Source organism: Bacteroides sp. M10, assembly GCF_014334015.1.
GTDB lineage: Bacteria > Bacteroidota > Bacteroidia > Bacteroidales > Bacteroidaceae > Bacteroides > Bacteroides intestinigallinarum.
On sequence record NZ_CP060488.1, the window covers coordinates 2,960,291 to 2,984,825 of the forward strand.

At 41.4% G+C, this 24,535-nt stretch carries 16 protein-coding genes and 1 pseudogene; 8 read left to right on the top strand and 9 right to left on the bottom strand.

The annotated features are described in order from the left end of the window. Positions 1–6: 6 nt before the first annotated feature. From H8796_RS10485 to H8796_RS10510, 6 genes are read left to right on the top strand one after another with little or no spacing between them, the layout of a single operon-like run. Positions 7–1,629, top strand: a complete 1,623-nt coding sequence (locus H8796_RS10485) for a SusD/RagB family nutrient-binding outer membrane lipoprotein (protein WP_117934426.1) — start codon at positions 7–9, stop codon at positions 1,627–1,629. Positions 1,630–1,657: 28 nt separating this feature from the next. Continuing rightward, a complete protein-coding gene (locus H8796_RS10490) occupies positions 1,658–1,816 on the top strand; it encodes a hypothetical protein (protein WP_117934424.1) in 159 nt (52 codons plus the stop codon). Positions 1,817–1,863: 47 nt separating this feature from the next. Next, positions 1,864–2,940, top strand: coding sequence for a glycoside hydrolase family 18 (locus tag H8796_RS10495; RefSeq protein WP_117937739.1), 1,077 nt, complete (start codon positions 1,864–1,866; stop codon positions 2,938–2,940). A 10-nt stretch (positions 2,941–2,950) separates the two neighbouring features. Then, on the top strand, positions 2,951–4,117 hold the full coding sequence (locus tag H8796_RS10500) for a DUF1735 and LamG domain-containing protein (RefSeq protein ID WP_117937737.1): 1,167 nt from the start codon (positions 2,951–2,953) through the stop codon (positions 4,115–4,117). A gap of 21 nt (positions 4,118–4,138) precedes the next feature. Next, on the top strand, positions 4,139–5,554 hold the full coding sequence (locus H8796_RS10505) for a BT_3987 domain-containing protein (protein WP_117937735.1): 1,416 nt from the start codon (positions 4,139–4,141) through the stop codon (positions 5,552–5,554). 35 nt (positions 5,555–5,589) lie between these two features. Continuing rightward, positions 5,590–6,414, top strand: a complete 825-nt coding sequence (locus H8796_RS10510) for a DUF6078 family protein (protein ID WP_117937733.1) — start codon at positions 5,590–5,592, stop codon at positions 6,412–6,414. A gap of 1,036 nt (positions 6,415–7,450) precedes the next feature. Here H8796_RS10510 and H8796_RS10515 read toward each other — a convergent pair. From H8796_RS10515 to alaS, 7 genes and pseudogenes are all read right to left on the bottom strand, one after another. Next, a pseudogene (locus H8796_RS10515) lies at positions 7,451–7,777 on the bottom strand (DUF6078 family protein); the annotation flags it as partial. Positions 7,778–7,910: 133 nt separating this feature from the next. Next, positions 7,911–10,178, bottom strand: a complete 2,268-nt coding sequence (locus H8796_RS10520; RefSeq protein WP_117937731.1) for a GH92 family glycosyl hydrolase — start codon at positions 10,176–10,178, stop codon at positions 7,911–7,913. Beyond that, entirely contained in the window at positions 10,175–12,454 is a 2,280-nt protein-coding gene (locus tag H8796_RS10525; RefSeq protein WP_117937729.1) for a GH92 family glycosyl hydrolase, read from the bottom strand. Before H8796_RS10525 ends, H8796_RS10520 begins: the two co-directional genes overlap by 4 nt. A gap of 44 nt (positions 12,455–12,498) precedes the next feature. After that, positions 12,499–13,506 (bottom strand): FecR family protein, encoded by a 1,008-nt coding sequence (locus tag H8796_RS10530; RefSeq protein ID WP_187343967.1) that lies wholly within the window; start codon positions 13,504–13,506, stop codon positions 12,499–12,501. Positions 13,507–13,543: 37 nt separating this feature from the next. Next, positions 13,544–14,098 (bottom strand): RNA polymerase sigma-70 factor, encoded by a 555-nt coding sequence (locus H8796_RS10535; RefSeq protein ID WP_117937727.1) that lies wholly within the window; start codon positions 14,096–14,098, stop codon positions 13,544–13,546. A gap of 25 nt (positions 14,099–14,123) precedes the next feature. After that, entirely contained in the window at positions 14,124–16,361 is a 2,238-nt protein-coding gene (locus H8796_RS10540; RefSeq protein WP_117937726.1) for a GH92 family glycosyl hydrolase, read from the bottom strand. A 382-nt stretch (positions 16,362–16,743) separates the two neighbouring features. Then, complete coding sequence (gene alaS, locus H8796_RS10545; RefSeq protein ID WP_117937724.1) at positions 16,744–19,362, bottom strand: alanine--tRNA ligase; 2,619 nt, start codon at positions 19,360–19,362, stop codon at positions 16,744–16,746. Positions 19,363–19,469: 107 nt separating this feature from the next. Here alaS and H8796_RS10550 point away from each other — a divergent pair, with 107 nt between their 5' ends. Then, positions 19,470–20,438: a M23 family metallopeptidase gene (locus H8796_RS10550; RefSeq protein ID WP_117937722.1), complete on the top strand. Its 969-nt coding sequence runs from the start codon at positions 19,470–19,472 to the stop codon at positions 20,436–20,438. 20 nt (positions 20,439–20,458) lie between these two features. After that, entirely contained in the window at positions 20,459–20,803 is a 345-nt protein-coding gene (locus H8796_RS10555) for a MerR family transcriptional regulator (RefSeq protein ID WP_004301384.1), read from the top strand. A 121-nt stretch (positions 20,804–20,924) separates the two neighbouring features. Here H8796_RS10555 and H8796_RS10560 read toward each other — a convergent pair whose 3' ends face one another. Continuing rightward, the gene (locus tag H8796_RS10560; RefSeq protein ID WP_008776780.1) at positions 20,925–23,165 is read right to left on the bottom strand and encodes a bifunctional (p)ppGpp synthetase/guanosine-3',5'-bis(diphosphate) 3'-pyrophosphohydrolase; all 2,241 of its coding nucleotides are present in this window, start codon (positions 23,163–23,165) and stop codon (positions 20,925–20,927) included. Between the two features lie 72 nt (positions 23,166–23,237). After that, positions 23,238–24,533, bottom strand: coding sequence for a lytic transglycosylase domain-containing protein (locus H8796_RS10565; protein ID WP_117937720.1), 1,296 nt, complete (start codon positions 24,531–24,533; stop codon positions 23,238–23,240). Positions 24,534–24,535: the final 2 nt, after the last annotated feature.

Below are 24,535 nucleotides of genomic sequence, written 5' to 3' on the forward strand. Positions count from 1 at the left end.
GAAAAGATGAAGAAAAATACAATAATACAGTTTATAGTCGCTGGTTTGTTTCTTTTTGGTACAACTGCATGTACGGGAAACTTTGAAGATTATAATAAGAATCCTCATGAACCGGATCAGAACGATATGGGGGTAGATTGGTATTTAGTGAGGTCACTAGCTCTTAACTTGCAGGATTTAATGATGCCGGAACAAGAAAACTTTTCTCAGTATGTAGACTGTTTGATGGCAGGAGGATTCTCGGGATATGTAGCAGACTCTAATTTGGGAACAGGTTGGTCTGGTCGTTATGCAACTTATAATCCTTCGGATGACTGGAAGAAAATTCCATTTAATGACTTTTATTCAAAGTTCTATCCAGATTATTTCAATTTGAAGAATCAGAGTGATGATGAATTATTCTTATCATTGGCCGAGCTATATCGCATTGTTGTTATGTTACGTGTAACAGATACATATGGTCCTATTCCTTATTCACAGGTGGGAGCCGCTAACGCAATCAAATCCCCTTATGATTCTCAGCAAGCTGTTTATACTAAGATGTTTGAGGATTTGGATAATGTTATCTCAGTATTGAGTAAATATGCTAGCCAGAGTTTCAGTTCAAGTGCAGACAGAATTTATAATGGTAATACATTAGCATGGTGCAAGTTTGCCAACTCTTTGAAGCTTAGAATGGCGATGCGTACTTGTTACGTAACAGGATTCAATGTGAACGGAAAAACATCGCAGCAATTGGCTGAAGAAGCTGTAGAAGCAGGTGTAATGACTACTGCCTCTGACGGTGCTTATCGCAAAGTAGCCGATCATAATCCGTGGCAACGTTTTATGGTACTATGGTCTGATGCACGAATCTCGGCTGATTTGACTTGCTATATGAATGGTTATAATGACCCTCGTCGTGAAGCCTATTATGACAAAAGTACTTTTGGTTCCGTATCAGGAGACGCATATACAGGAGAAGAAGGTTATGTCGGATTACGTCGTGGCATTTTACAGGGACAATATAATTCTTGGTCGCAAGGTTCTTCTTGTATGAAAGTGACTGCAAGTGATAATATTGTCGTATTCCGCGCTTCAGAAGTAGCTTTCTTACGTGCTGAAGGCGCTCTTCGTGGGTGGAATATGGGAGGCTCTCCGAAAGACCTTTATGAAGCAGGTATCCGTTTGTCATTTGAAGAAAACAACATCAGTAGTGGAGTAGAAAGCTATTTGGCGAATACAGGAAAAGTAGAAGGTTATAAGGATCCATTAAAAGGACAAAGTGGGCAGACTTATGATTATTCCGGTTCAATAAATACTACTGTTACAGTAGCATGGGCTGGTGGTGATTTTGAGAAGAGCCTTGAACAAATTATTACTCAGAAATGGATTGCCAATTTCCCGAATGGTATGGAATCATGGTCTGAATACCGACGTACAGGTTATCCTAAGTTGATGCCGATGGCAGCAAATGCCAGCAGTGGTATTGTTGACGACACAGAAGGTGCACGACGTATGCCATATCCGACTGACGAATACCGTGAAAATAAAGAAAGTGTAGAAGCAGCTGTTTCGACTTTGACTCAAGAGTCTAAGACCAAAAAAGGAGATTCAATGGCTACTCATGTTTGGTGGGATTGCAAATAATTATATATTAAAAGAAAATTGAACGAATATGAAGAGAAATAGTATATTCAAAACATTGTTTTCTGCAATGACACTGGTTGCCGTAACATCTTGTTCTGACTGGACAGATATGGAAAACATTAAAATAAACGAACCTACTATCGAGGATCAAAATCCTAAGCTATATACCAAGTACTTGGAGAACTAAGTAAAGACAATTACATAAATAGAAATGTTTTCTTAATTATAACATATATGAGAAAGACTTTAAAATATATTTTACCTACAATATTGGTATGTTCTATGCTTCACATTTCTTGTTCTGACTGGACAGATGTAGAAAGTATTAAACTAAATACGCCAGCCATTGAGGAACAGAATCCAGAACTTTACGCTCAATACGTAAAGTCTCTTAATGAATTCAAGACATCAGAACATCAGGTTGTGATTACTTCAATTGACAATGTAAGCAGTATTCCAACCTCACGCAGCCAACATCTTACTGATATGCCTGACAGTATTGATTACATTTGCTTGAATAATATCATGGAAGTGAGCGAAGTAAATGCATCTGAAATAGAAGAGGTGCGTCGGTTAGGTACAAAAGTGCTAGGCTTGGTAGATTTCGATAAAATAGAAAGCACATGGAAAAAAAATCTTGATGAGGAAGCTGCCAATGTACAAACTGTTTCCGATGAAACCGGGGATGAGGGAGAAGAAGAACCTGTTGATAATGCAACACGCTTTATCGAATACTGTAAGAATGAAGCAGCTAAACAAGTTGCAGCAAGCAGTGCTTTGGGAGTAGACGGAATTGTAGCAAACTATACAGGCTTTGACCTTAATTCACTGGTTGAGGAAAGCGAAATAGCTGCTGAAAGGGCACGTCAAGCGGCATTTTTTGATGTGGTATCTAATTGGAAAGCTTCAAATATGGATAAAACAATTATTTTCAAAGGTTCTCCGCAAAATGTCATCGACAAGAAGTTATTTGCTGATTGTAAGTATATTATTATAAATGCACATGCTGCCAAGAATCAAAATGAAATGTCGTATCTCGTGTTAATGGCATCTGCCAAGGACGTACCCACTGACCGCTTTGTGATGGGGGTGACTACTCCTTATCTTACCAATTCAGGGAGTTATAATGGGGAACTAGGGGATGGATCGTCTGCCATCATAGGAGCAGCTCAATGGGCTGTCTCAAAAACTTCTGACTATACCAAGGCAGGAATCTCAATTGATGCAGCGGAAAAAGACTACTTTAATGTTGCCAACATTTATCCGACTATAAAAGAAGCCATTAATATATTGAGTCCAACCGTTAAATAAAAAACATCTTATGAAACTAAACAACCTAATAATTACTACCCTTGCCAGTTTCTCGGTATTTCTCGGCAGTTGCCAGAATAATGATGAAAACGAGCAACACTATGATAACAAGCTTTTCATTTCAGCATCCAACTTTACTAAAGAAATACTTTTTAAAGCTGGTGATGCAAATGTAGAAGCAGGTATTTCCGTTGCTATAGCCAAACCTGAAGAACATGATATCATGGTAACTATGGCGCCAGCTCCCGAACTTTTGTCAACTTATAAAATGGCATATTATGATGAAAATGCAATACTTCTGCCTGAAGAACACTATTCTATGCCTGAAACTACTACAAGCATAAAGTCCGGTAGTATAGTCAGTCCTGAAGTGTTTATTGAATTCACCAATACAGGTGAGCTTGACCTCAAGACTACTTATGTGCTTCCCGTAACTATTAAATCTGTGGAGGGAATTGGGATATTGCAAAGTGCCAAAACATATTATTATGTATTCCGTGGAGCATCGCTCATTAATGTAGTATGTAATATTAGTCGAAATCGTGCTTATCCCGACTTTAACAATGATCCTAAGTTCAATAATTTGACAGAGCAGACAATGGAAATTTTGTTCAAAGCTACTTCATTCCCCAATACATTAAATACACTAATGGGTATTGAAGGTAACTACTTATTACGTCTTGGCGATGCTGGCGTTCCATCCAACCAATTACAAGTAGCTACATCTGGCGGAAATTGTACAAGCACAGACCTCCAGTTTGAAAGTGACAAATGGTATCATCTAGCTGTTACCTTTAATAGAGGTGCTATTAAAGTATATGTCAATGGAGTAGAGAAACTTTCAGACTCTGTATCCAAGACTTCTGTTAATCTAGGAGCTAAACATACGAATGAAGAAGATGGTTCACGTTGTTTTTGGGTGGGTTACGCTTACTCAAGCGATCGTTACTTTGATGGAGTTGTTTCTGAAGCTAGAATTTGGAACCGGGTACTTACTGCTGAAGAAATCCAATCTACCAATCACTTCTATGCAGTAGAAGCTGATTCTGAAGGACTTATCGCTTATTGGAAATTCAACGAAGGCTCGGGAACTGTCGCAAAAGATTACAGTGCGAGTGGCTATGACTTGACAATTGAAAACGAGCCTAATTGGGTGTCCGTCTCATTACCTCAATAATAAACTCATAAAATTTCGAATATGATAAATAATATCAAACATAGTTTTCTGCCATTGGCAATGTTTGCCATGACAATTTTTACATCTTGTGAAGATGATATTGTAGTAGGAAGCAGGATTGATGAATCTCCTTATCTAACATCCACGCAGTTAAACGGTTTACTATTGGATGAAAATACTAATAAAAACAGTTCTGTTGTGGAACTCCGTGACAATGAACACAGTACTAATGTTGTGTTTCGGTTATCCAAACTTCCTCAAAAAGGAGTAGATGTTCAAATAGCTGTTGATGAATCATATGTGGCCACTTATAATGCTGTCCATGAGACTGATTTCAAAATTTTCCCCGCAGCCAACGTCAAAATAGCCAACAATGGTACTTTTGTGCTTGCGCCGGATGATAAAAATACTCCGAGTGTGAAAGTAACTCTCACCGCATTCGAAGGGATGAAAGAAGATGAAACATATATCATTCCTTTGACAGTTACATCAACAACAGAAGGAGTTACATTTACCGAATCATCCAAACACATGGTACTTCTTGTGCAAGATTACCGTAACAAGCCTAACACCAATAAGGGAGAAGATGCAGTACAGATGGTACTTTACTTTGAAGTTAATGATACCAATCCGCTCAATGCACTGGAGTTTCTGACAGAAAGTGGTAAGTATTACTTTGACCACATAGTGCTTTTTGCAGCTAACATTAACTGGGACCCTGAAAAGAAGCGTGTTTATTTGTCAAACAACGAAAATGTCCAATTTTTGCTTGATAATAATGACAAATATCTACAACCACTTCGTAAGGTTGGCATGAAAGTTATCATCAGTATCTTAGGTAACCATGATGAAGCGGGAGTGGCCCAGCTTTCAGATATGGGAGCTAAAGAGTTTGCTCGGGAATTAGCAGCTTATTGTCGTGCATACAATCTGGATGGTGTTGCTTTTGACGATGAATATTCAAACTCACCGGATTTATCTAATCCATGGCTTGCAAATAAATCTCAATATGCAGGTTCACGGTTGATGTATGAGTGCAAATTGGCGATGCCTGAAAAGATTGTTTCGCTCTATAATCTTGGAGCAATGTACTCAAATAGCCTTCAGGTGATTGATGGCGTTGATCCCGGTCAATATTGTGATTACGCTGTAGCTGATTATGGAAGGTCTGCAAGCCCTGGTACTGGTATGACACTGAAACAATGTGGCGGCATGTCGATTGAATTGCGCCGTGGTAGCGGAAATTCAAGTGAATCAACGGCACGTTCTAAAAAAGAAGCTGGATATGGATACTATATGTTTTTTGCGCTTGATCCTTCATTATATTGGTCGCAGGTATCTCGTTGCCAGAGCGTATGTAGAGGATTGTATGACGAAGAACTCGTTTACCCGAGCTACTATTACAGCAAAAATAGCACAGAGCGTAAGGCTCTCTAACAGAAGTTTATATTTCACCTTAAAAATAGAAAAAGATGGACTTTCTAAAAAATATAATGATAACATTGTTGGCAGCTACCATGTTGTGGAGTTGTTCCGATAATGATGAATCGATCAATGGGGGTGAGACTACTATCTCATTGTCTACCAATACGATCCAGGCTGATAAAAATGGAGGAAACATTACTGTTACAGTGACAAGTTCGGGAGATTGGAGATTGGCGGGTGTATGCGATTGGGCACATCCGTCGGTTACGTCAGGAAAAGATGGTGACGTAGTTACTTTTACAATCGATCCTAATACACTAGACGAGAAGCGTACGGCAACCTTCAAATTCTTTACAGGTTCTGCTGTAGCACCTTTGCAGGTGGAAATTTTGCCTGCTTATATTATAGATTTACTTTCTGATGATAATTTGTCAATTTCAAAAGAAGAAAATACTATACAAATTCAGCTCAATACAAATATTGCTGAACCTGTCATCACTTATAGCGAGGGTGGTGAAGAATGGTTGGTATTTGATAAGCGTAGTGATTTTGGTGGTAAAGTTACCCTATCATTTAAAGCTGCAAAAAATGTAACTTATAAAGAACGTTCTGCTACAATCACTATTTCAAGTCCACTTGTAACGAACCCAGTAAACGTCAATGTAAATCAAAAGCGAACGGAAGCTATTATTCCGGAAACAGACGTTCTGATGTATGATCTTTCAGCGCGTACCATTTCATTCAAAGTAAGATATAATGTAGAATATACACTCTCTCCTGCCGAACAACAACAAGTACTGAATATCCTTAAGCATTGTGGTGTTTTACAACCACCAAAGTTTGATGCGTATATTGAAGACTATGATTGGTAATAAGCTTTAAACGCCATGATAGTGACATAATATTGGCACAGTTATGCCATCGAGGTGGCACGCTTGTGACAAAGTGATGGCACAATTGTGCCACTACGGTGGCACAAACCATTAAAACCAAGGATATCTATTAAGAAGCAAAAGAAAAATCCTCCTGCTCCACCATTCTATATAAATAAGGTAAAGCAAGAGGATTTTGTCTAAAGATGATAAGCAATGAATTAAACTACTTTATTCTACTGAACAACAGATAGTAACCTCTTTATTTATAAACAATAGTCGTTGCGTCATTTTTAGTTAGATTCGAAATCTCTTGACCTTTTTTCAGATAAAGAGTTTTAACTTTATCACTACGATTAGCATTTAAAGTCGTCAACATTGAACACTCTGAAACATCAATAGAAGTCACATTGTCATAATCTACATACCATGAAATAATACTTAAATCTAAAGATTCCAACTTACTACTACTAATTTTGAGACTTTCTGCAAATGAATACACTACATTAAAATTGTAGATTGGATTATCTCCTAAATTATATTCTTCACAATATCTCGCGTTACTGAATGATAATGATTCTACTTTATGTAACCCTGAAATATCAAGCTTCTTCATATTTGTACAATATCCTAAACTTAATGAAGTAAGATTCGGGAAGTTTTCTATTCCCGTAAGATCCGTGAGTTGACTAGAATATGAACTGTTTGACAAAGAAGTAGCATTGAGCCCTGCTTCTAAAATAATGCACTGAGAACCTGCAATTGAAAAAGCCCAATTGTTTTTTACTACAAGTGTTCTGAGGTTTTGGTCCGGAATATTAACTAATTCAACATCAGGATCCTTTTGTACTACAGCAATATCACTAATTATCGTGTTATTTGTATTAGTAATCCTGACAATACCTCCGCGTGCATTTGTAGCACCACTAAGATTATAAGTCAAAGTTACTGTTGTCAAGCCATCATCTCCTAATTGCGGTTGAGATACCGATTGTTCTGTAATCCATTCGCCCCCTTGTGCAATTGAAGCCGTATGTTCGCCTTTGCGGACACGATAATAGGTTCTGCGACTGAAAAAACTTATTAAGTGTGTGATTACACTTTCCATTTGTTTGTGGGGCAGGCTTTCCAAGATGCCAATGAATCCTTTTGCATAGCGCGCTTTGATATTGGAACGATAATAAGGGCAATCTCCTTTTACAGTAGTTAAACGCTTGGGACTAATAATTGTCCAGTGTTCGACTTTTTCCGGTACACTTTGTTCGGCGAGTTGCCTAAGGCATGTGTCGGCTTTCGGACATTGTCGGTTAAGGCACATCGAGTATTGATAAGGGACTTCTGAAAAGTCAAGTTTTTCTTTCATGCTCATGAATTATTGTTTGTGGAAGCAAAGGTAGTGAAAAAGTAATCAAGAGAAGATAAAAACAGCCTGAAAGTATCTTCTTGCTTTCAGGCTGTTTTTATCAACTGGAATATTTATTATGTCTTAAGGACTTTTATTCCTTAGAAAAAGAATAAGGCATATCCTCTTCTTTTGTTCCTCTATTCTGATTAGGTTTGTTGTCCATGTCTACTTTGATAGTACCACCTTTGAATAAATCCTCGTGACGAAGATAATTCTTGGTATAATCAGTGCCATTGAGATTCATGGAGTTGATATAGAAGTTCTTTTTGCTATTGTTCGGGGCATCAATCACTAAACTATTGCCATTCTCAAAATGAAGGGTCGCTTTCTTGAATAGCGGAGCACCTATAATATATTCATCCGTTCCCGGGCAAACAGGATAAAAACCTAGTGCTGAGAATACATACCAGGCAGAAGTTTGTCCATTGTCTTCATCACCACAATAACCGTCAGGTCCCGGAGTGTACATTCTGTCCATGACTTGGCGTAACCAGTATTGAGCTTTCCAGGGTTGACCTGCATAGTCATATAGATAAATCATGTGCTGAATCGGTTGATTGCCATGTGCATAGTTGCCCATATTCATTACAGTCATTTCGCGGATTTCGTGAATGACTTGCCCATAATAACTGTCGTCAAAAATAGGAGGTACGGCAAAGACAGAATCCATCATAGTGATAAATTCATCCTTTCCGCCCATCAGGTCGATAAGTCCTTGAGGATCGTGGAAAACAGACCAGGTGTAGTGCCAGCTATTTCCTTCCGTAAAGGCGTCACCCCATTTCAACGGAGAGAATGGAGACTGGAATGTACCGTCTGCATTACGTCCGCGCATTAGCTTAGATTCTTTGTCGAAAAGATTCTTGTAGTTCATGGCACGTTTGGCGAAGAGGTTGATTTCCTTTTTCGGACGTTTCAGTTCTTTGGCCAGTTTGTAGATACACCAGTCGTTGTAGGCATATTCCAGTGTCCGGGCGGCGTTCTCATTGATTTTCACATCGTAAGGAACATAGCCCAGTTTGTTGTAGTATTCGTGCCCCAGGCGTCCTGTAGAAGAGACTTCGGGGTGTATATTTTCTGTGCCGTGAAGCAAGCCCTCATACAAAGTTTTTATATCGTTTACTTTTACACCTTTCATATAGGCATCTACTAAGACAGAGGCAGAATTGTTACCAACCATACATCCTCTATGTCCGGGACTTGCCCATTCGGGGAAGAATCCGCTTTCTTTGTAAGTATTGATAAGTCCTTCCTGCATTTCCTTGTTGACAGAAGGATACATCAGATTCAATAATGGGAAGAGGCAACGGAATGTGTCCCAAAAACCTGTATCGGTGTACATATATCCCGGCAGGACTTGACCGTTGTACGGGCTGTAATGAATCCGTTGTCCGCTGGCATCCAGTTCATAGAATTTACGCGGGAAAAGTAATGAACGATACAGACAAGAATAGAATGTGCGGTATTGGTCAAGGTTGCCACCTTCTACTTCTATTTTGCCTAAAACTTGATTCCAGGCTTCTTTTCCTTTCTTGGCTACCTGCTCGATATTATCTTTACCCAATTCTCTCATATTTGCGGCAGCCTGTTCGAAACTGATGAAAGAGGAAGCGATTCTGGCATGTACTTGTTCGCCTTTCTGTGTCTGGAAACCAATAATAGCTCCGGCATGATCAGTAGTCTGTTCGGCTATGTTTTCTTGCAGATTGCCATTGGCTACTGTGGCTTTATAAGTGAAAGGTTTGTCGAATTCAATGATAAAATAATTCTTGAAGTTTTCGGGAACTCCGCCGCTGTTGCATGTGGTATAACCAATAATCTTGTTTTCTTCAGGGGTTATTTTGATGTAGGAACCTTTATCAAAGGCATCTACAACAACATAAGAATGATCGTTTTCAGGAAAAGTAAAGCGGAAAAGAACAGCACGTTCTGTCGGTGCCATTTCGGTGACTACGTCATGTTCTGCGAGATATACTTTATAATAATAAGGAGTGGCAGCCTCCCCTTTATGCGCAAACCAACTGGCACGCTTTTCTTCATCAAACACCGGTTTGCCAACTATTGGCATGATAGAGAACTGTCCGTAGTCATTAATCCATGGACTGGGTTGATGGGTTTGCTTGAAACCGCGAATTTTATTTGCGGTGTAGGTATATTGCCATCCGTCTCCCATCTTTCCGGTTTGCGGTGTCCAGAAATTCATTCCCCACGGACGGGCTATGGCAGGGTAAGTGTTGCCTGTTGATAATTCAAAAGTAGACTGTGAACCCATTAACGGGTTGACATACTGTGTCCAGTCTTTGGCTTTGGCAAAGACTGTGCAACTAAGCACACAAGCTATTAGTAATAGTCTTTTCATGGTATATGTGTTTTATAATTAGGCTTGTCAGTCATCCTGATTTCCATGGTTCCACCGTTTACAATATCCTGATGGTTGAAGAATGGAGTTTCCAAAGACTTGCCGTTCAGTGATATGCTTTCAATGTATTTATTCTTTTTAGAGTTGTTCTTTGCTATAATACTGAATGTCTTACCTTCGGGTAGATTGATCACTGCTTTATCGAATGCAGGACGCCCGATAGAATATACCGGTTTTCCGGGACATACCTGATAGAATCCCATAGAATTGAGTATGTACCATGCAGACATCTGACCGCAATCCTCATTACCGGATAGCCCGTCTACGCTGTTTGCATACTGGCTACGATAAACACTATCCACTAATTCTTGGGTTCTCCATGGACGATTTACGTAATTGTACAGATGGATCACATGGTGGCTCGGTTCGTTGCCATGTGCATATTGACCGATAAGTCCGCTGATATCTGACGATGTTGTTTCACCTTCGAGTGATGAATCAGCCGTAAACAGCGAATCGAGTTTCTGAACAAATGCATCCTCGCCACCCATCAGGTTGACCAGTCCTTCTACATCATGAGGTACAAACCAAGTCCATTGCCAGGCTGTTCCTTCACAATAATCATCGTTACGATGAGTTGATGCACGCGGATTGAATGGGGTGCGCCATTCACCTTTGGAATCAAGTCCACGCATGAAGCGGGTTGATTTGTCGAAATAGAATTCGTATGCTTTGGCAAAACGTTCGTATTTGGCTTTGGACTCAAAATCATTCATAGCTTCTGCGAAAATAGAAATACACCAGTCGTCATACGCATATTCCAAGGCTTTTGCTACGGATTCATTTTCGCGGTCGCAGGGAATATAACCAATGGCATTCTTATAATATTTCGCTTTTGGCATGAGGTGAGGCAGTACCAGGTCTGGGCATTTGATACCGGTGGTGTCATATTCGGCGGCACGCAGACAGGCTTTATAGGCTTCTTTAGCATCAAAGTTGCGATATCCTTTCATATAGGCATCCACGATGACTGGAACGGCATGATATCCAATCATAGTGCCGGTATAATTGGATGCTAGATCCCACATCGGGTATATTCCACCTTCCTGGTGTTTCTTTATCAGTGAATTGATAAATTGATTGTTCAAATCGGGGGCAATAATCGTCATTAACGGGTGCAATGCACGGAAAGTGTCCCACAGTGAGAATACTGTATACACAGGATTGACTGTATCTCCCTGATGCACTTCGAGATCCATTCCTAAATAACGTCCGTCTGCATCACTAAATAGATTCGGACTGATTCCCGTATGGTAAAGAGCGGTGTAAAAGATCGTTTTATCTTCCTTGTCGGAAGTGGTGATATCTATTTTCGACAGATATTGATTCCATGCTTGGCGTGCATCTTTGCGTACTTTATCGAAATCCCATCCGGGAATTTCTGATTCAACATTCTTGCGTGCACCTGCTATATCGACAGCAGAAACGCCTACTTTCACAAGCACTTGTTCGTTCTTCTTCGTATCGAAATGCAATAGCGCTTTGCAGACGGGAAGCCGTTTGCCGTCGTCCATGGTAATGGAATCCGTAATCAATGTATAAGAGAACGGTTTAGAGAATTTGGCATAGAAATTAATATATTGGTCGAAAGCCCAATAAGTCGTTTTCTTATGTCCGCAGATTTCTGTGTCACTGATTACTTCGATTTCCATTTCTGAGTTAGTCTGTCGTTGCAGGCTGTAATCCAAATCGATGATAAAACCGGATTCCAAATTTTCGGGGAAAGTATAACGGTGGATAGCACCACGTTTAGTTGCTGATATTTCAGCTTTTACCTGATAAGTATCCAGAAAAACGGAATAATATCCTGGTTCTGCTACCTCATTCTCGTGAGAGAAAGAAGAAGCATAGACCAGTGTCTGGCTTTGGGGATCAGTAGTTAGATATTGCTGTTTTCCAACAGTAGGCATCAACAGCACATCCCCGTAGTCGCAACAACCTGTGCCGCTGACGTGTGTATGCGAGAAACCATTGATGGTGGAGTCTGCGTAATAATAACCAGAGCAGGCATCCCAACCATCAATCCGGGTGTCCGGACTGGGCTGAATCATACCGTGGGGAACTACTGCTCCGGGGAAAGTATGTCCATGTCCACCGGTACCGATGAAAGGGTTGACGTAAGCACTATAGTCTTTTACATTAGTGGGGGCTGTACAGGAGCTAAGTGTGAATAAACCTCCTAAACATCCTACTGTTAGGAATGTTTTTAATTTCATGGTATTAATAGCTTTTAGATTTTACTCGGTCCATCTTTTATCTCTTATTTGGGAGAAATAAAGATGTTGTTTCCGACAATTTTATAATCAATAGGTATCGAGTTTTGTAATGATTTCAAAACAGATTCGATGTTTGACTTCTTTTTCAACACGCCGGAGTAAGTTTTATCCGCTTGAATGTCAGGAGACAGAATGATTTTAACATCATAGAAACGTTCCAATGCTTTAGTGATAGTGAAGATATCTGCTTTCTGGAATGGAATCAGATTGTCATGCCAGACAGCATCCAGTTTGGCATCCACCTGTTTCACGGTCAATCGTCCGTTATTTTTGTTTAGTTCAGCACGTTGTCCGGGGGCGAGGATAATCTGTCCCTCTTCCTTGTTACCTTTTACTTCAATCTCTCCTTCAATTAGAGTCGCTTCCGCAATCCGGCAACGTTTGTCCGATTTGAAGTTGAATGTAGTTCCCAATACGCGTACACGCATAGCATCGCTCTGGACGATGAATGGCTTATGGCGATTTTTGGTAACCTCAAAATAAGCTTCTCCTTCCAGATAGACATTACGCTCCTTCTCTGAGAACTCATGCGGATATTTTAAAGTTGATGCGTTGTTCAGCCACACTTTACTTCCATCAGGCAAGACTATTTCTTTTACGATGCCTTCATTGGCCACTGCGACCATCATTTGTTGGTTGTTTCCGTTTTGATAAAACCAATATCCGGCTCCACCACCAATGACCAACATTACAGCAATAACTGCAGCATATTTCATCCAACGATGCATACTAAGTATTTTACTCTGTTTGCTCTTCTCTTCGTCCAACTTTTTATAAAGCAGTTTTTCTGCACGAAGTATTCGCTGCTCGTTAGCATACTGGTCGAATTTACCGAGATGATAAATTTCTTCCATACGAAAGAGCTGACGGGCATTTTCTTCCGATTCCTTCATCCAGGCATTCACCTCGATAAGCTCTTCTTCAGAACATTGTCCTGTCAGATATCTGTTTATTATTTCTTCACTCAGATTACTCATTTTCTTTTCCTTCATATTAGTAATACAATTCAAAACACAAAAACACTTATCGCTATCTCCATAAAAATAAGAAAAGAATCGTCCAAAGAGGATTGAGGCGGTCTCGTAAGTACTTTAAAGCCTTGTACATATGAGCTTCTACGGTACGGGGTGAAACACCGAGAATATCGGCTATCTCTTTGTTTTTCATATCGTGCAGATAGCTTAGTTTGAAAACTTCTTTGCATTTGTCCGGAAGTTCATTAATCGCATCGTGGATTTCTTTGCGGAGTTCCCTGTCTTCAATTCTTCGGATTACCTCATTATTGTCCGGTTGATAAAATTCAGTACGCCTTTGGTTGATTTCTTCCATGGCGGCACAGTAGCCGTCTTCCACATTGCGGTGTTTTAAGACATTTAGGGCGCGGGTATAGACTGCACGATAGAGAAAGGCTTGGATTTGTTCGCCTATTTCTATATTGTCTTTCCGTTTCCATAATTCCACAAATACATCTTGTACCACGTCTTCAGCCTCTTCTTCTCCTACCAGGCGGGTAGCATAGAAGATCAGATTAGGATAGTATCTGCGAAATAAGCTTTTGTAGGTTACATCGAAGTTCTCATTCATTCTCTCTGACTAGTTTAGGTGGATTTTAAGGATTTCTCTCTTTGAAAGTGCCTCCGGATATTTTGGGAGCATTACCCATTTCAAATTCGACAGTCGCTCCACTCATGATTTGCTCATGGGTGATATAAGTTTTGTCATACGGCTGTCCGTTAACTTTAATAGATTGGATATAGATATTTTCTTTATTGACTTTGGGAGCGAGTACGGTAAAGGTCTTTCCATTAGACAGATGGAGCTGTATTTCAGGGAACAACGGAGTTCCTATTTCATATTTACCGCTGACAGGATTTACGGGATAGAATCCCATAGCACTGAATACATACCATGCTGACATTTGTCCGCAGTCTTCGTTGCCGCAGAGACCGGCTGGTTCATTCTTGTAAAGTTCGTTCATAACTTTGGCTACATATTCTTGTGTGCGATTTTCCTGTCCTATGGCGTTGAATAGATAAATAACGTGATGGCTCGGTTCATTACCATGCGCATATTGTCCTATCATACCTGTGCTGAAGATAGGTAGCTCATCATCTGCTGCCGGATGGTAGGTAAACATGCTATCCAGTTTTTCGGCAAAGCGGTTTTTACCTCCTACAAGGTCGATCAGCCCGTTAATATTATGCTGTACAGACCAAAAATATTGCCATCCGTTGCTTTCGCAGATGTGCGGTGTATAGTCATCGGCTTTGAAATCCTTGATAAAGACGCCTTTGTCGTCACGTGGCTGCATGAAAGAAGTGGCGGGATTATAGACATTCTTGTAGTTTTGAGAACGTTTGTAAAATTCGTCTGCGATGTCTTGCTTACCCATCTTCTTTGCCATTTCGGCAATACAGTAATCATCGAAAGCATATTCCAGAGTTTTGGATAACGACCAGTTTTCTGCGTTGTAGTGGTCTGTTACATTGTAAGGTATGTATCCTAGTTTTTTGTAGAGTCCGATACCGCGATAATTATCCAGATTGGCTGTTGCTATGCAAGCATCGAGGGCTTTCTTAGCATCAAAGTTACCGATTCCTTTCAGATAGGCATCTACAATGACAGGGACAGCATGATAACCGATCATCATATCTGTTTCACTTCCATAGAAGTTCCATACAGGTAGACGTCCGTTCTGTTCGTAAAAAGCAATGAAAGATTTCACCATGTCGTTAACACGTTCCGGCTCGGTGTAGGTAAAGAGGGGATGGGCGGCACGGTACGTATCCCATAAGGAGAAAGTACTGTAATTTACCCAACCGTCGGCCTGGTGCACTTTCTTATCGGGGCCGTAGTAAGCTCCGTCTACATCACTGTAAATAGTAGGAGCAATCATTGAGTGATAGAGAGCAGTGTAGAAATTAACTTTATCATTCTCGTTATCCCCTTTTATTTCAATCTTTCCGAGTTGATGGTTCCAGTTTGCTTTCGTTTCGGCCAGGTATTTGTCGAAGTCGTTTTCGGGGACTTCTGCTTGCAGGTTCTTCGCTGCGCCTTCCATGCTGACACCGGAAATAGCAGTGTTTACTAGTATCTGTTCATCCTTTTGAGTGTTGAAATCGAAACGGGCGATCACCGCAGTGCCGATGCGTTTATTATCTTTGATGATAGCGGTAGTGTCCAACTCCATTTTCTCAAAAGGTTTGGAGAAGCGGGTGCGGAAATAGATATGCTGGTCGCGCGCCCAGCCGTCAGAGAAACGGTAACCTTGAATAGTGACGGAGTCTACGACTTCGATATGAGAATCGTTGGTGAAATCCCAGTTCATGGCTTTCTTCAGATTTAAGATGATGGCAGATTGGGCTTCCGGGAATGTATAACGTTGGATACCACAACGCTCGGTGGCGGTCAGTTCAACGTTGATGTTGTAATCAGTCAGACGTACTTGATAGTAACCGGCATGGGCACTTTCATCTTTATGGGAAAATTTAGAGTGGATGCCAAGTGGAGCTTCCGCTTCCTTGTAGGGAAGGGTGACAGGCATGAAAGAAATGTCATACAAATCTCCTGCTCCGGTGCCGGAGAGATGTGTGTGGCTGAAGCCGGCGATAGTGCTATCCGGATAGAAATAACCGGAGATACGATCCCATCCGGGAAGTCCGTTATCCGGGCTAAGTTGTACCATGCCAAAAGGAGCTTGGGCACCAGGATAGGTATTTCCGGTGAAGTCGGTTCCGATAAATGGATTTACATAAGATGTGTAATCTATTTCGTGTTTTTCTTGCGTAGGGGTACAAGAAATGAGCATGCAGGTTAACAGCAGGCATAGATAAGCAGGTGTTCTCATTGCTTTTTAGGTATTAGTGATTACTTATTTTATTTATTTGAAGGATAAGAAAAATAATTAATCAGGTCACAAAGGTAGAAAAAAACTGTGACAAGCCTAAATTATAGGCTTAATATTTTTTAAGAGAGACAAATAGACTTCTACATCCGGTCAATATTCCTCGACGGCAGATAACGTGTTCCCCGGTGCCGCAGGGTTGTTTCATCGGTGCCGGACGAGGTGCTCATCGGTGCCGCGATTTGTATAATATTTAGGCGCGGATTACACAGATCACACGGATTTTTATTCTTTAAACCGTGAAATCCGCGTAATCCGCGCCTAATTTTAAATCTTTATGTAAAGCGAGCCTGTTATCTTTTTATCAAGCCCTTTTTATTTACTTTTAGATTCCTGCTAGTTCCAGTACTTTTTCAACAGCTGCCGGTAGTCCGTCAGTGTTCTTACCTCCAGCGGTTGCGAAGTGAGGCTGGCCACCGCCACCACCTTGAATCAACTTGGCAGCTTCTTTCACCAGATTACCGGCTTTCAGACCACCCGCAACCAGGTTGTCGCTAAGCATGACTGTCAGCATCGGTTTTCCATTGTCTATACTTCCGGCAACGAAGAACAGGTTTTCTGTAATCTCACCACGAAGTTGGAAAGCGATATTCTTCACTACTTCTGCCGGTAGCGGAGCACAGAACTTAACCACTTTGATGCCGTGAATTTCCTGTATATTCTTCAACAGTCTTTCCTTCAGAGCTGCTTCTTTTTCTTTCATGAAGTCTTCTACCTGCTTCTTCAATCCTGCATTTTCATCCAGATATTTGCGGATTGCAATACCCAAATCAGGAGCATTGTTGAAAAGAGCTTTCAAATCACTAAGTGTATCTTGCACTGTATCCAGCAATTCTTCTACACGCGCTCCGGTGTAAGCTTCAATACGACGAACACCGGCAGCAACTGAACTTTCCGACATGATTTTCACCATACCGATATTTCCGGTTGCAGCTACGTGTGTACCTCCACAGAATTCAATAGAAGAACCGAACTGGATCACACGTACTTTGTCGCCATACTTCTCACCAAAGAGAGCGATAGCCCCCAACTCTTTAGCTTCCTCGATAGGAATGTTGCGGTATTCTTTCAAAGGAATATTGGCACGAACTCTTGCATTGACAATATGCTCTACTTTACGGATTTCCTCATCGGTCACTTTCTGGAAGTGAGAGAAGTCAAAACGCAATGAGTCCGGTGTAACCAATGAACCTTTCTGTTCGATGTGTTCACCCAGCACTTCACGTAAAGCGGCATCCAACAAGTGAGTCGCCGAGTGATTGGCTGCGCAAGCGGCACGTTTGTCAGTGTCTACACAAGCCATCATCGGAGCTTCCGGATGTTCGGGCAACTTTTTGGTAATATGTATCGGAAGATTATTTTCTTTCTTGGTATCGATCACTTCAATCGTTTCGAATTCGCTTACCAATACACCGGTATCACCGACCTGACCACCACTTTCTGCATAGAATGGAGTATAGTCAAGTACAATCTGATACAATGTTTGGTTCTTTTGTTTGATCTGACGATAACGAAGGATAGAAGCTTCGTATTCAGTGTAATCGTAACCAACGAATTCGGTCGTTCCTTCTTTCAGTATAATCCAGTCACCAGTCTCGATAGCGGCAGCATTACGTGCACGCTGTTTCTGTTGCTGCATTTCTTCATTGAACTCTTCAATGTTGACAGTCATTTCGTTTTCACGGAGAATCAGTTCTGTCAAGTCGAGTGGGAAACCGAATGTATCATATAAAGTAAAGGCATCCTTACCGCTGATTTCTGTTTTTCCGCTGGCTTTGGTATCTTCCATGGTCTTATCCAGTAAGCGGATACCTGTTTCCAGTGTGCGGAGGAATGATTCTTCTTCTTCCTTGATTACTTTTTCAATCAGTGTTTTTTGTGCAACCAGTTCAGGATAAGCTTCTCCCATGTTATCAATCAATACAGGAAGCAACTTATACATAAATGCCTGTTTTTGTCCAAGGAAAGTATATCCGTAACGAACAGCACGGCGAAGGATACGGCGGATCACATAACCAGCTTTCGCGTTAGAAGGCAACTGACCGTCTGTGATAGAGAATGCAATAGTACGGATATGGTCGGCAATTACACGCATGGCGATGTCCTGCTGCTTATCTTTTCCGTATTCTGTACCCGACATAGCTGCAATAGCTTTCAGCATTGGCTGGAATACGTCTGTATCGTAGTTGGATGTTTTTCCTTGTAAAGCCATACAAAGACGTTCGAATCCCATACCGGTGTCAATAACCTTTGCAGGAAGCGGCTCAAGGCTGCCATCTGCTTTGCGGTTGTATTGCATGAATACGAGATTCCAGATTTCAATTACCTGCGGATGATCGTGGTTCACGAGGTCACGACCGGAGATCTTGGCACGTTCTTCAGCAGGACGAAGGTCGATGTGGATTTCGGAACAAGGTCCGCATGGTCCTGTATCACCCATTTCCCAGAAGTTATCGTGTTTGTTACCGTTAATGATGTGATCCTTTGGCAAGAACTGTTCCCAATAAGAAGCAGCTTCGTCGTCACGGCTCAATCCTTCTTCGGGACTTCCTTCAAATACGGTTGCATAGAGATATTCCGGATTCAGTTTCAAAACTTCTACCAGATATTCCCACGCCCAGCTGATTGCTTCTTTCTTGAAGTAATCGCCAAACGACCAGTTACCAAGCATTTCAAACATGGTGTGGTGGTACGTGTCGTGTCCCACTTCTTCCAAGTCATTATGCTTTCCGCTAACGCGCAAACATTTCTGCGAGTCCGCGACTCTTTGGTATTTCGCCGGGTGGTTACCCAAAATAATATCTTTAAACTGGTTCATCCCCGCGTTCGTAAACATCAGGGTAGGGTCATCTTTAATCACCATCGGAGCCGAGGGGACGATGTGGTGTCCTTTCGACTCAAAGAAATTCTTGAATGAATCTCTGATCTCTTTTGCAGTCAACATATTCTTCTATATATCTATCGTTGAGGTTAATATTCTCAAAAAACAGTGCAAAGATAGCTTGTTTTTATTACTTTTGCCGTATTAACAAGCGAAATATTTCCAAAAAGATGCGCAAAGTATACTACATCTATAATTCACAGACCCAGACTTATGATCGAATTTACCCTACCGTACGGCAGCGTGCGCTTAGTATCCTGCGCCGGCTTTTCTATGGAATGGGGTTGGGAGCAGGTTGCTTTATTGTATTGCTTCTGATTTTTGGCTCTCCATCGGAGAAAGAATTAAGAATCGAAAACAGCCGTCTTTTGGCACAGTATAATGTACTTTCCCGTCGTCTGGACGACGCTATGGGAGTACTTCAGGATATCCAGCAGCGTGACGATAATTTGTACCGGGTGATTTTGCAGGCCGATCCTGTTTCTCCGGCTATCCGCCAAGCTGGTTATGGCGGGACGAACCGTTACGAAGAACTGATGGATTTGGCGAATTCTAAGTTGGTAGTGAATACGACTCAAAAACTGGATGTGCTCTCCAAAAGACTGTATATTCAGTCGAAATCTTTCGACGATGTGATTGATATGTGTAAGAACCACGATGAGATGTTGAAATGTATTCCGGCTATCCAGCCTATTTCGAATAAAGATCTTCGTCAGACAGCATCCGGTTATGGTACACGTATTGACCCTATTTACGGTACGACAAAGTTCCATGCAGGTATGGACTTCTCTGCTCATCCGGGAACAGATGTATATGCTACCGGAAACGGAACTGTAGTAAAAGTAGGATGGGAGACTGGATATGGGAATACCATCGAAATCGATCATGGTTTCGGATATCTCACTCGATATGCTCACTTGCAAGGATTTAATACGAAAGTCGGAAAGAAAGTGGTACGTGGTGAGATTATCGGAAAAGTGGGTAGTACAGGAAAGAGTACCGGTCCGCATTTGCATTACGAAGTGCATGTGAAAGGACAGGTCGTGAATCCGGTCAATTATTATTTCATGGACTTGAGTGCCGAAGATTATGAAAAGATGATTCAGTTGGCAGCCAATCATGGTAAAGTATTCGATTAAAATCTTTAAACAGGAGTGCTATGCTTAATACAGATAAAGAATTGAAGCTATATTATTCAATAGGAGAGGTTGCCGACATGTTCGGAGTCAATCCGTCGTTACTCCGCTTTTGGGAAAAGGAATTTCCACAAATCTCTCCTAAGACAGCAGGTAGAGGAATACGTCAGTATCGTAAGGAAGACGTAGAAACAATCGGACTTATCTATCATTTGGTCAAAGAGAAAGGGATGACACTTCCCGGTGCCCGGCAACGTTTGAAGGATAATAAAGAAGCTACAGTTCGTAATTATGAGATCGTTAATAAGCTGAAAGCGATCAAAGAAGAACTTTTGGCCATTAAACGCGAACTGGATGGGCGGGAATAAATAATGCTATCGATCATGGATTCGATAGGCAAGAAACCTCATAACAAAATGAACGGTGAACAATTTGCATGATACTGCAACTTATTCACCGTTCATCGTTTTCTTATTTACCGTTTGAAAGCTATTCTTCTACACGGCTCACCTGTTTGATATTCTGTATTTTCTTCAGATTGTTGCAGATGGTTTTTACATCATCCACATCATGTACCCACAACTGAATTTTTCCTTCAAAGATACCATCTTCGGTTTCGATGGTCAGCTTACGGATATTTACATTGAGCTGTCTGGAGATAACTTGGGTGACTTCATTCAAAAGTCCCATATTATCTATACCTTTTATATATATATATACCAGGAAAGAAAGTTCTTTATGTGTATCCCATTCGGTTGCTAATATGCGGTTGCCATAGCTGCTCTTCAATTTGGCGGCAACAGGGCATTGGCGCTTGTGAATAATGATCCGGTCGTTTTCATCCACATACCCCAGTACATCGTCACCGGGAATAGGATGGCAACATTCGGCCATGATATATTTCTTCTGCAAACTTTCTTCCGTCAGTTTGAGCACCTCTTTCGGGTTGATTTTTTCTTTTTCCTGCGGTTCTTTCTCTTCCTGCTTCTCTTTGCTATTGCCGAAAGAGAAAGTCAGATATTTCTTCCAGTTACTGGTTTGCTTTTCTTTCAGTTCATTCTTGTCCGCTTCTCCCAGAACGATTGCTTTACTACCGATGGCAGCCAGCAGTTCTTCCTCATTCTTGGCATTATGCAGTTTGCGTAGCTTCTCGATAACAGCTTCTTCCGGACGGACTTCCTCCTTTTTCAGAAACTCACTAAGGATTTCTTCTCCTATCTTTTGATTTGCTTTACGCTCTTTGCGGAGAATAGCTGCTATCTTGGCGCGGGCGCGGGCAGTGGTTGCAAAAACTTCCCATTGCGGTTGTACGCGTTGAGATTTTGAAGTCAGGATTTCAACTTGGTCACCACTTTGCAATTTATGGCTCAACGGCACTAATTTATGATTGACTTTGGCGCCAATACAATGGCTACCAATATCCGTGTGAAGAGAAAATGCGAAGTCGAGAGCCGTAGAGTTCTGCGGCATAGTCTTCAGTTCGCCTTTAGGAGTGAACACGAATATTTCAGAAGCAAATAAATTTAGCTTAATGGTATCCAGAAAGTCGATGGCATCCGGTTGCGGATCATCTAATATCTCCTTAATCGTTCTCAACCATTTTTCCAATTCGCCTTCATCCTCGCTGCCTCCTCCTTCTTTGTATTTCCAGTGGGCTGCGAAACCTTGTTCGGCAACATCATTCATTCGTTCACTACGAATCTGGACTTCAATCCATTGCCCATTGTTGCCCATCAGAGTGACGTGCAATGCCTGATAACCATTAGCTTTGGGATGGCTGACCCAATCGCGCAAACGGTCCGGGTGGGGTTTGTATATCTTGGAGATAGAAACGTAGATATCGAAACAGTCGTTGAGTTCTTCTTCCTCATTGCGTGGTTCGAAGATGATTCGAACAGCCAGTAAATCGTATATTTCTTCGAAAGGAACATGCTTGGTCTGCATCTTGTTCCAAATGGAATAGATTGATTTTACACGGGCAAGTATCCGGTATTTTAATCCCATCTTATCCAGTTGGGTACGAATCGGGGCTGTGAAGTCGTTGAAAACCTTGTCACGTTCAGCAGCAGTGGCATTCAACTTCTCTTCTATTTCCGCATATTCTTCAGGATGTTCATATTTGAAGCTTAGATTCTCAAGCTCCGTTTTTATCTTATAAAGCCCCAAACGGTTGGCAAGTGGAGCATAGATGTAAAGCGTTTCGCCTGCAATCTTATATTGCTTGTTGGGTAACATGGAACCAAGGGTACGCATGTTGTGCAAACGGTCTGCTATCTTGATAAGAATGACCCGGATGTCGTTCGACATGGTGAGCAGCAACTTCTTGAAGTTCTCTGCCTGTGCCGAAGCGCGGTCACCGAAGATTCCGCCGGATATTTTAGTCAGTCCGTCCACAATTTGGGCAATCTTCGGACCAAAGATATTCTCGATGTCTTCCACAGTGTAATCAGTGTCCTCTACCACATCATGCAGCAAGGCTGCACAAATAGAAGTGGAACCGAGACCTATTTCATTGCATACAATGCTGGCAACGGCAATCGGGTGCATAATATAAGGTTCGCCCGAACGGCGTTTGATACCTTTATGCGCCTGATTGGCAAAGTTGAAAGCCTTCGTAATGATTTCAACTTTTTTGCGATGCTTAGTATTGAGATAATCATTCAGTAGTTCGTGGAACGCCTGATTAATCATCTCTTCGTCAGCTATTTCTTTGGGGGCCAGATTATCCATAATTGTTATCCTTTCACTTGCTTAGTTCTGCAAAAATAAGCAAATTTCCGAACGATGCAAGCAGGAAGTTATTTATTTGTATATTTTCAATCGTTTTCCTGCTGCAATTTTAGTACTAGACATTCCATTCCACCTTTGTATATCCTTAATTGTGACGCCATACTTTCCGGCAATAGTGGATAAAGTGTCTCCACTTTTTATTGTATGATAGGTCAGATTTCCCTTACCGGCAACTGCTGATGTCGTTTTGCGGGTTGCAGGTGTAATATCCTTTACAGTAACGGTTTTCCGGTTGCGGAACAACTCATCGGCACGATGCGCATAAATCGTATCTTGCTTATCGATAAAAGTACTGATCGCGTCAATAGGCAGTCTTAACGTATAAGGTTTGCTGTCACCCGGAATCATTTGCTTCTTATATTGCGGATTCAGACTCTTGATCTGATCTAGAGGTACATTACAAAGGTCAGCGATTTGTTCGAAGTGCAGATTTTGGTTTACTTGCACTGTGTCAGTACTTGCCGGAATATTGGTTTCCATCGGGCAGATATTGTGGTCACAGTAGTAAGTCATCACGTAGTTGGCAGCGATAAAGGCAGGCACATAGCCACGTGTTTCTTTAGGCAGATAATTGTAGATTTTCCAATAATCAGTTTCACCATTGGCACGGCGGATTGCCTTATTGATTGTACCGGGGCCACAGTTATAAGCAGCAATTACCAGGTTCCAGTCTCCATAGATATCATACATTTCTTTGAGATAACGAGCGGCAGCCCAAGTTGCTTTAATCGGGTCACGGCGTTCATCTACCAGGCTGTTTGATTCCAAACCATAGATCTTACCTGTACCAATCATAAATTGCCACAGACCGGAAGCACCTGCACGTGATACGGCTGATGGGTTCAACGCAGATTCGATAATCGGCAGATATCTTAGTTCCAGTGGAAGTCCGTATGCATCCAGTGCTTCTTCAAAGATCGGCATATAGAAGTTGCAGGCACTTAACATGAAAGAAACCTGATTGCGCAAGCGTCCTGCATACATATCGATGAATTTGCGGATAATATCATTATAAGGCATTTCCATGATGGCCGGGATGCGTGACAAGCGGTCGATATAGACAGAGTCACTGAATAAAGGATTGATTTCAGCCGTACTGCAATCCTTGCCTAAATCAATATAATTTTTAGCTTTCCAGTCATTCAACAGACTGTCAAGTGGATAAGTCATACTTTTAGGCAGGTCGATGCTTTCTTTGCGTTCAGTTCCATTTTCACGAATCACTACATCTACACTTTGCGCTTTTACCTGCGACGTGGCCACTAGTAAAAGAAAAATAATCGAACAATAGTTAACTAATTTCTTCATGC